We start from the raw sequence: 7,176 nt of genomic DNA, 5'->3' as shown, positions 1-7,176 counted from the left end.
CCGGTGTCCTGTGCACACGCCAAGAATGAACCCCCTCCGAAACCGGAAGCCCGGCCCTGCGGCGGTCCAAGAAAAGTCCACGAAGACGTGGTGAAACACTGACATGAACTCTCCGACCGACACTTCGACCGTGCTCGACCGCGGCTCCGAATCTCCCCTCTGGGCCCAGTTTCGCGACGCCATCCGCCTGCAGATATTGCAGGGCGTGCTGCCCATTGGCGCCAAGCTGCCTTCCGAGGCGGAGCTGGGTGACCAGTTCGGCATCTCGCGCATCGTTGTGCGCGAGGCGCTGGCCGACCTCGTGCGCAACAACCTCATCTACAAGATCAAGGGGCGGGGCGCCTTCGTGTCGGCACGCGAGCGCGACGAGGACTTTGTCTCGACCGTGCTCGGCTTCTCCGACGAAATGGAGCGCAAGGGCCGCTCGGTGCGCACGCAGATCCTCACGCAGGAACTGCGCGCGCCCACCGAGCAAGAAGCCGCGTCGCTCGGCCTCACCGACGACACGCAAGTCGTTGCGCTGAAGCGCCTGCGCAGCGTCGATGGCGAACTGCGCCTGTTGGTCGAGACCGTGGTGCCGGCCGACCTGGCGCCGGGGCTGCATCGCACGCGGCTGGACGACCGCTCGCTGTACGACGTGCTGCGCCGGCAATACGGCTTGCGGCTGGTGCGCGCCGAACGCTGGATCGATGCGGTGCTGCCCGATGCGGCGACCTGCGAGCTGCTGGCGCTGCCGCAGCCCGAGCCGCTGTTGCGCATCGAATCGATTGCCTACGGCGCCAACGGCCGGCCGCTGGAGCACTACCGCGCGCTGCACCGCTGCAAGACCAGCCGCCTGCACGTGCAGACGACGACCTGAGTCTTCTGTTTTCTTGTTTCTTTGTTTGATTGTTTGCCTGCGCGTCAGGCGGCCGTCTTCGCGGCGCCGCGCGCGGGCCACAGCACCGAGGCGATGGCGACCATCATCAGCACCACCGCCACCCAGTCCTGCCAGTGCACGACTTCACCCAGCCACACCGCGCCGCTGAACACGCCGAGCACGGGAATGAACATCACGCTCAGCGTCGAGGCCACAGGCGGCAGGCCGCGCGCCAGATAAAACCACGCCGCGTGCGCGAAGCCGAAGATCAGCACCGCGTTGTAGCCGATCGATCCCCATGTCACGGCGCCGGGCCAGCGCAGCTGGTCGCGCTCGAATAACAGCGACAGCACCGTCATCACCACCGCCGTGAGCGCGGTCATCCAGAACGACAGCGTGAGCGTCGGCAGCCCGATGCGCGTGTGCCGCAGCAGCTGCGTGCCCAGGGCCCATGTGGCGGCGGCCACCAGCGCCAGCGCCACGTAGCCGGGGCGCCCCGCGAAGTCGGTGAGTTCGTGCCACAGCAGCAACCCGACCCCGACCGCGCAGGCGCCCACGCCGAGCCATGCACGCCGCGTGAGCACGGCCGCGAAAAGCACCGCGCCGATGACGGCCGAGAACACCGGCATCGTGTAGCCGAGGATCGCGGCGCGCCCACCCGACAGCGCCTTCACCGCAAGGATGATGCAGGCGTGCCAGACGAACATGTTGGTCGCGCCCAGCCACAGCAGCTCGGGCCACGCGCTGCGCGGCACGCGGAACGGCACCTTCATCCACACCAGCGCCAGGCCCAGCACGGGCAGGCCGAGCCAGATCGAGATGGCGCGAAAACCGAGCGGCGGATAGTCCGCCACGCCGAGCTTCATGACCGGCCAGTTGAAACCCCAGGCAAGGGTCAGGAGAACGAGAAGAACGAACTGGCGCGGCGTGAAGGAAGGCATGGGTCGCGATTGTGGCGCGGCCCGCGCATTCGTGCAGAAGGAGGAAAGAAGCAGAGCGCCGCGGCGCTCCGCCGGCTACAGCAAGCGCTTGAGGTAGCGCCCCGTGTGGCTCGCCTCGTTCGCCGCGATGTCTTCCGGCGTGCCTTCGCCCACCACCGTGCCGCCGCCGGCACCGCCTTCGGGGCCCATGTCGATCAGCCAGTCGGCGGTCTTGATGACGTCCAGGTTGTGCTCGATCACGACGATGGTGTTGCCCGCGTCGCGCAACTGGTGCAGCACCTTCAGCAGCAGCTCGATGTCGGCGAAGTGCAGGCCGGTGGTCGGCTCGTCGAGGATGTAGAGCGTGCGGCCGGTGTCGCGCTTGCTGAGCTCCAGCGCAAGCTTTACGCGCTGCGCTTCGCCGCCCGACAGCGTGGTGGCCGACTGGCCGAGCTTGATGTAGCTGAGGCCCACGTCGAGCAGGGTGCGCAGCTTGCGCTCGATGGTCGGCACGGCTTTCAGGAACTCGTGCGCGGTCTCGACGGTCATCTCGAGAATCTGCGCGATGTTCTTGCCCTTGTACAAAACCTCGAGGGTTTCGCGGTTGTAGCGCTGGCCGTGGCAGACCTCGCAGGGCACGTACACGTCGGGCAAAAAGTGCATCTCGACCTTGACCACGCCGTCGCCCTGGCAGGCTTCGCAGCGGCCACCGGCCACGTTGAAGCTGAAGCGGCCGGGGCCGTAGCCGCGTTCGCGCGCGGTGTTGGTCTCGGCCATCAGCTCGCGGATGGGCGTGAACAGGCCGGTGTAGGTGGCGGGGTTGCTGCGCGGCGTGCGGCCGATGGGGCTCTGGTCGACGTTGATGACCTTGTCGAAATACTCGATGCCCTCGACCGATTCGTGCGCGGCGGGTTCTTCGTGCGCGCGGTAGAGCGTGCGCGCCACCGACGTGTACAGCGTGTCGTTGACCAGTGTCGACTTGCCCGAGCCCGAGACGCCCGTCACGCAAGTGAGCAGGCCGACCGGGAAGGCGACGGTCACGTCCTTCAGGTTGTTGCCGGTGGCGCCGACGACGCGTATTTCCTGCAGGTCGGTCTGCGAGGCCAGGTGCGCCGCTTCGCGCGCGGCACGCCGTTCGGCGGCGGGGCTTTGCGGAAAGCGCGAGGCCTTCTTGCCTTCGTTGAAGGCGGCCTTCTTCACGGCCGGCAGCCAGGCGGTGCGGTGCTTGGGCACTTCGATCTTGCGCACGCCCGAGAGGTACTGGCCGGTGAGCGAATCGGGGTTGGCCGACACCTCGGCGTAAGTGCCCTGCGCCATCACGCGGCCACCGTGCACGCCGGCACCGGGGCCCATGTCGATCACGTGGTCGGCGGCGTGGATCATGTCCTCGTCGTGCTCGACCACGATCACGCTGTTGCCGATGTCGCGCAGATGCTTCAGCGTGCCGATGAGGCGGTCGTTGTCGCGCTGGTGCAGGCCGATGCTGGGCTCGTCGAGCACGTACATCACGCCGGTCAGGCCCGAGCCGATCTGCGAGGCCAGGCGGATGCGCTGCGCCTCGCCGCCCGACAGGGTTTCGGCGCTGCGGTCCAGGCTCAGGTAGTTCAGGCCCACGTCGTTGAGGAATTTCAGGCGCAGGCCGATCTCGCGCACCACCTTGTCGGCAATGTCGGCCTTGGCGCCGCGCAGCTTGAGCGTCTGGAACCACGCGAGCGAATCGCGCAGCGTGAGGTGGCTCAGCTCGAAGATGGCCATGCGCGGCGGCTCGCCGCCATCGGCCGGGCGGGCCGACTCGTCGACCAGGAACACGTTGCGCGCCTCGCGCCGCAGCCGCGAGCCGCCGCAATCGGGGCAGGGCTGCAGGTTGCGAAAGCGCGCCAGGTCTTCGCGCACCATCACCGAGTCGGTCTCGCGGTAGCGCCGCGTCATGTTCGGGATGATCCCCTCGAAGGGGTGCTTCTTCGTGAGCTTCTTGCCCGCGAAGTTGCCCGACTCCATGGTGTAGTTGAACTTGATCTCTTCAGTGGCCGAGCCGTGCAGCAGCACCTGCTGCACCGAGGCGGGCAACGACTCGAAGGGCGCGTCGACGTCGAACTTGTAGTGCTTGGCGACGCTCTCGATCATGCTGAAATAGTAGCCGTTGCGGCGGTCCCAGCCCTTGATGGCGCCACTGGCGATCGACAGCGATGGGAAGGCCACCACGCGCGCGGGGTCGAACACCTCGCGGTGGCCCAGGCCGTCGCAGCTCGGGCAGGCGCCCACCGGCGAGTTGAACGAGAACAGGCGCGGCTCCAGCTCCGACAGCGAGTAGTGGCAGATCGGGCAGGCGAACTTGGCGTTGAACAGGTGCTCCTTGTCGGCTACGCCTTCTGCGCCCAGCTCCAGCGCAATGGCGCGGCCTTCGGCCAGCCGCAGCGCGGCCTCGAAGCTTTCGGCCAGGCGCTGCTGCATGTCGGAGCGCGCGCGCAGCCGGTCGATCACCACGTCGATGTCGTGCTTCTCGGTCTTCTTGAGCTTGGGCAGGTCGTTGTATTCGTAGGTCTGCCCGTCGACGCGAAAGCGCACGTAGCCGGCCGCCTGCATCTCGGCGAAGAGCTCCAGGAACTCGCCCTTCTTCTCGCGCGCCACGGGCGCCAGGATCATCAGCCGGGGCTCGTCGGGCAGGGCCAGCGTGGCATCGACCATCTGCGAGACCGTCTGCGCCTGCAGCGGCAGGTGGTGGTCCGGGCAGTAGGGCGTGCCGGCGCGGGCGTACAGCAGGCGCAGGTAGTCGTGAATTTCGGTCACCGTGCCCACGGTCGAGCGCGGGTTGTGGCTGGTGGCCTTCTGCTCGATGCTGATGGCGGGCGAGAGGCCCTCGATCACGTCCACATCGGGCTTGTCCATGAGCTGCAGGAACTGCCGCGCATACGCCGAGAGGCTTTCCACGTAGCGCCGCTGCCCTTCGGCATACAGCGTGTCGAAGGCCAGGCTCGACTTGCCCGAGCCCGACAGGCCGGTGATGACCACCAGCTTGTTGCGCGGAATGTCGAGGTCGACGTTCTTCAGGTTGTGGGTGCGCGCGCCGCGAATGCTGATGCGCTGCTGGGCCAGCACGGCGCCAAGGTAGGTGTCGCGTTCGCGTTGCGCGTCGCGTGCGCCTTCCTCGGCTGCGGCGGTGTCTTCAGTGGATATTGAATTCAAGGGGGCGATCGTCCGAGGGCAACCGGACATGATAGACCGCCCGCGATTTCATGGCGAGCGGGCGGGTTCCGGCGGTTCGGCGGGGGGCGCTTCCGGTGCGGTCGGCGGGCTCGGCGGGTTCGGACGCACCGGTTCGGCGGTGCCGATGGCCCGGCCGACCATGTGTTCGGACAGCGTGTCGTACAGCGGCCGGCTGATCATGCGGGAGACCAGGCTGGCCAGCATGGCGGCGGCCATCAGGCTGAGCACCATCGAATGGCCGTCGACCATCTCCATGACGATGATGAAAGCCGTGAGCGGCGCCTGCGTCACCGCGGCCAGGAAGCCGGCCATGCCCATCGCAATGAGGGCCGGCCCGAGGTCGCCATTGGCCAGCCGGCCCACCGCTTCGCCGATGCCCGCGCCGATGGACAGCGAGGGCGCGAAGATCCCGCCCGGCACGCCGCACCAGGCCGTGAGCCAGGTGGCGACGAACTTGAGCACCGTGTAGAGCGGCGTCAGCTGGTCGTGGCCCTGCAGCATCTGCTTGACCGCTTCCGAGCCGGCACCAAAGGTGACGCCGCCCGTGACAAGACCGATCACCGCCACCGCCAGCCCGCCGGCCGCCGCGAAGCGCACCGGAAAGCGCGCCCGCCAGCGGTTGAGGCGCCCGGGCGTGCCCGTCAGCGAGGCGATCAGCAGCCGCGCGAACAATCCGCCGGCCGCGCCGCTGAGCAGCGTGACCAGCAGGCCGGGCCCGAGCGCGTCCCAGCCCAGCCGTGGCACGCGGATCACGCCGAAGTAGCTGGTGTTGCCGAAAGCCGATACCGCCACCAGGCCCGCCAGCACGATGGCCGTGATGATCAGCCCGCTGGAGCGCGCCTCCAGCCGGCCCGACAGTTCCTCGATGGCGAACACCACGCCCGCCAGCGGCGCATTGAAGGCCGCCGCAATGCCGGCCGCGCCGCCCGCCACCAGCAGCGCGCGTCCGTCGATGGCGGTGTTGGGCGACAGCCAGCGCCGCGCGTGCTGCATCACGCCGGCCGCCACCTGCACCGAAGGGCCCTCGCGCCCGATCGACAGCCCGGCCGCGAACCCTGCCGCGCCGAGCCCGATCTTGGCGAGCGTGAGCCGCAGCGAGGCGAACATGAAGCGCCGTTCCTCGGGCAGCGCCGGGTGCAGCGCAGCCTTGATCTGGGGAATGCCCGAGCCGCCCGCACCGGGGAAAAAGCGCAGCGTGAACCAGACGATGCCGGCGGTGATGAGCGGCGTGGTCAGCAGCACGGCCCAGGGCCACGCGCGGTAGAAACGATGGAAGCCCGCGAACACCCAGTCGCTGGCCAGCGTGAACCCCACCACGAACAGTCCGGCCGCGATGGCGTAGCCCAGCACGATGGCGCGGTCGAGCCAGACGCGACCGCTGGACAGCTCGGTGCGCAGGTGCTCGAAAAAGTCGGGTTCGCGGTTCATCGCCAAGGTCCATTCTGGCACTTGCAGGGGGTGCGCCCATTCGGCATCGGGCACAATCGAGGGTTCTCTTCCTCCTCCTTCATCTACTTATCAGGGGCAGTGCATATGGCATCGGTCAATAAAGTCATCGTCGTCGGCAACCTGGGGCGCGACCCCGAAATGCGGACCTTCCCGAGCGGCGATCAGGTCGCGAACGTCACAGTGGCCACCACCGATCGCTGGAAAGACAAGCAAAGCGGCGAAATGCGCGAAGCCACCGAGTGGCACCGCATCGTCTTCAACGGCCGCCTGGCCGAAATCGCCGGCCAGTACCTGCGCAAGGGCTCGCAGGTCTATGTCGAAGGCTCGCTGCGCACGCGCAAGTGGACCGACAAGGACGGCATCGAAAAGTACACCACCGAGATCCGCGCCGACCAGATGCAGATGCTCGGCAGCCGTCAAGGCCAGGGCGGCCCGTCGGGCGGTCCTGAAGACGACGGCGGCTACTCGCAAGGTGGCGGCGGTGGCGGTGGCTACTCGCAGGGCGGCAACGGCGGTGGCGGCGGCGGCGGATACGCCCCCCGCGCACCCGCGGCGGCGGCTCCGCGTGCGCCGGCACCGGCGCCTCGCCAGGCGCCCGCCAAATCGTCGTCGGGCTTCGACGACATGGACGACGACATTCCGTTCTAAATCAGAAAAACCTGATTTTTTCGGCGTTTCCGGCAAGGGCCGGCTCTTTCGGGGGCCGGCCTTTTTTCATTCCGATGACCCGTCCTGACCTGGGTT

Annotated in this window: 5 protein-coding genes; 2 read left to right on the top strand and 3 right to left on the bottom strand. The window is 68.0% G+C overall.

The window, feature by feature from the left end:
• Positions 1 to 103: 103 nt before the first annotated feature.
• Positions 104 to 859, top strand: a complete 756-nt coding sequence (locus DBV14_RS32365) for a GntR family transcriptional regulator (RefSeq protein ID WP_124466108.1) — start codon at positions 104 to 106, stop codon at positions 857 to 859.
• Positions 860 to 903: 44 nt separating this feature from the next.
• On the opposite strand, the gene DBV14_RS32360 is transcribed toward DBV14_RS32365, so the two are convergent.
• From DBV14_RS32360 to DBV14_RS32350, 3 genes are all read right to left on the bottom strand, one after another.
• Positions 904 to 1,800 (bottom strand): DMT family transporter, encoded by an 897-nt coding sequence (locus DBV14_RS32360; protein WP_124466105.1) that lies wholly within the window; start codon positions 1,798 to 1,800, stop codon positions 904 to 906.
• Positions 1,801 to 1,875: 75 nt separating this feature from the next.
• Entirely contained in the window at positions 1,876 to 4,992 is a 3,117-nt protein-coding gene (gene uvrA / locus DBV14_RS32355; RefSeq protein WP_124466103.1) for an excinuclease ABC subunit UvrA, read from the bottom strand.
• Positions 4,993 to 5,010: 18 nt separating this feature from the next.
• Complete coding sequence (locus DBV14_RS32350; RefSeq protein ID WP_124466101.1) at positions 5,011 to 6,411, bottom strand: chloride channel protein; 1,401 nt, start codon at positions 6,409 to 6,411, stop codon at positions 5,011 to 5,013.
• A gap of 105 nt (positions 6,412 to 6,516) precedes the next feature.
• On the opposite strand from DBV14_RS32350, the gene ssb reads away from it, so the two are divergent.
• Complete coding sequence (gene ssb / locus DBV14_RS32345; protein WP_124466098.1) at positions 6,517 to 7,080, top strand: single-stranded DNA-binding protein; 564 nt, start codon at positions 6,517 to 6,519, stop codon at positions 7,078 to 7,080.
• Positions 7,081 to 7,176 lie beyond the last annotated feature (96 nt).

Source organism: Variovorax sp. KBW07, assembly GCF_003852515.1.
Taxonomy (GTDB): domain Bacteria; phylum Pseudomonadota; class Gammaproteobacteria; order Burkholderiales; family Burkholderiaceae_C; genus Variovorax.
Note: the sequence above shows the minus strand (reverse complement) of the source record. Positions and strands in the feature narration are given on the sequence as shown.

Bases quoted from the DNA above. Each gene is read 5' to 3' on its own strand.
- DBV14_RS32365 (WP_124466108.1), top strand. From the start codon at position 104: ATGAACTCTCCGACCGACACTTCGACCGTGCTCGACCGCGGCTCCGAA.
- uvrA (WP_124466103.1), bottom strand. From the start codon at position 4,992: ATGTCCGGTTGCCCTCGGACGATCGCCCCCTTGAATTCAATATCCACT.
- DBV14_RS32360 (WP_124466105.1), bottom strand. From the start codon at position 1,800: ATGCCTTCCTTCACGCCGCGCCAGTTCGTTCTTCTCGTTCTCCTGACC.
- DBV14_RS32350 (WP_124466101.1), bottom strand. From the start codon at position 6,411: ATGAACCGCGAACCCGACTTTTTCGAGCACCTGCGCACCGAGCTGTCC.
- ssb (WP_124466098.1), top strand. From the start codon at position 6,517: ATGGCATCGGTCAATAAAGTCATCGTCGTCGGCAACCTGGGGCGCGAC.